This window comes from Brevibacillus sp. MER 51 (genome assembly GCF_023714195.1).
Lineage (GTDB): Bacteria > Bacillota > Bacilli > Brevibacillales > Brevibacillaceae > Brevibacillus.
Window position 1 is genome coordinate 1 of the sequence record NZ_JAMAUS010000087.1, and the last position, 255, is coordinate 255.

The 255-nt window shown below is 43.1% G+C and carries 1 protein-coding gene; it reads right to left on the reverse strand.

The window, feature by feature from the left end; genetic code table 11:
• On the reverse strand, positions 1 to 255 hold a 255-nt coding region (locus M3630_RS30790; protein ID WP_251254685.1), incomplete at both ends, for a transposase.

Below are 255 nucleotides of genomic sequence, written 5' to 3' on the forward strand. Positions count from 1 at the left end.
AGGGATATTTACTACCCCAGGTTTGCTCAAATTGCTCGAGTTCTTCTAATGCGGCTTGCTCCGTTGGAGCCTTATAAATGGGCTTCAGATCGGCCGTAATCTTTTTGAGATCCTTATAGGAAACATACTTGATGGAATTTCGAATTTGATGGATAACGCACTTCTGAATCTCTGTTTTCGGATAACATGCCGAAATTGCCTCCGTAAAGCCACGAAGGTTATCGACGCTTGTAATCAAAATATCCTGGACTCCGC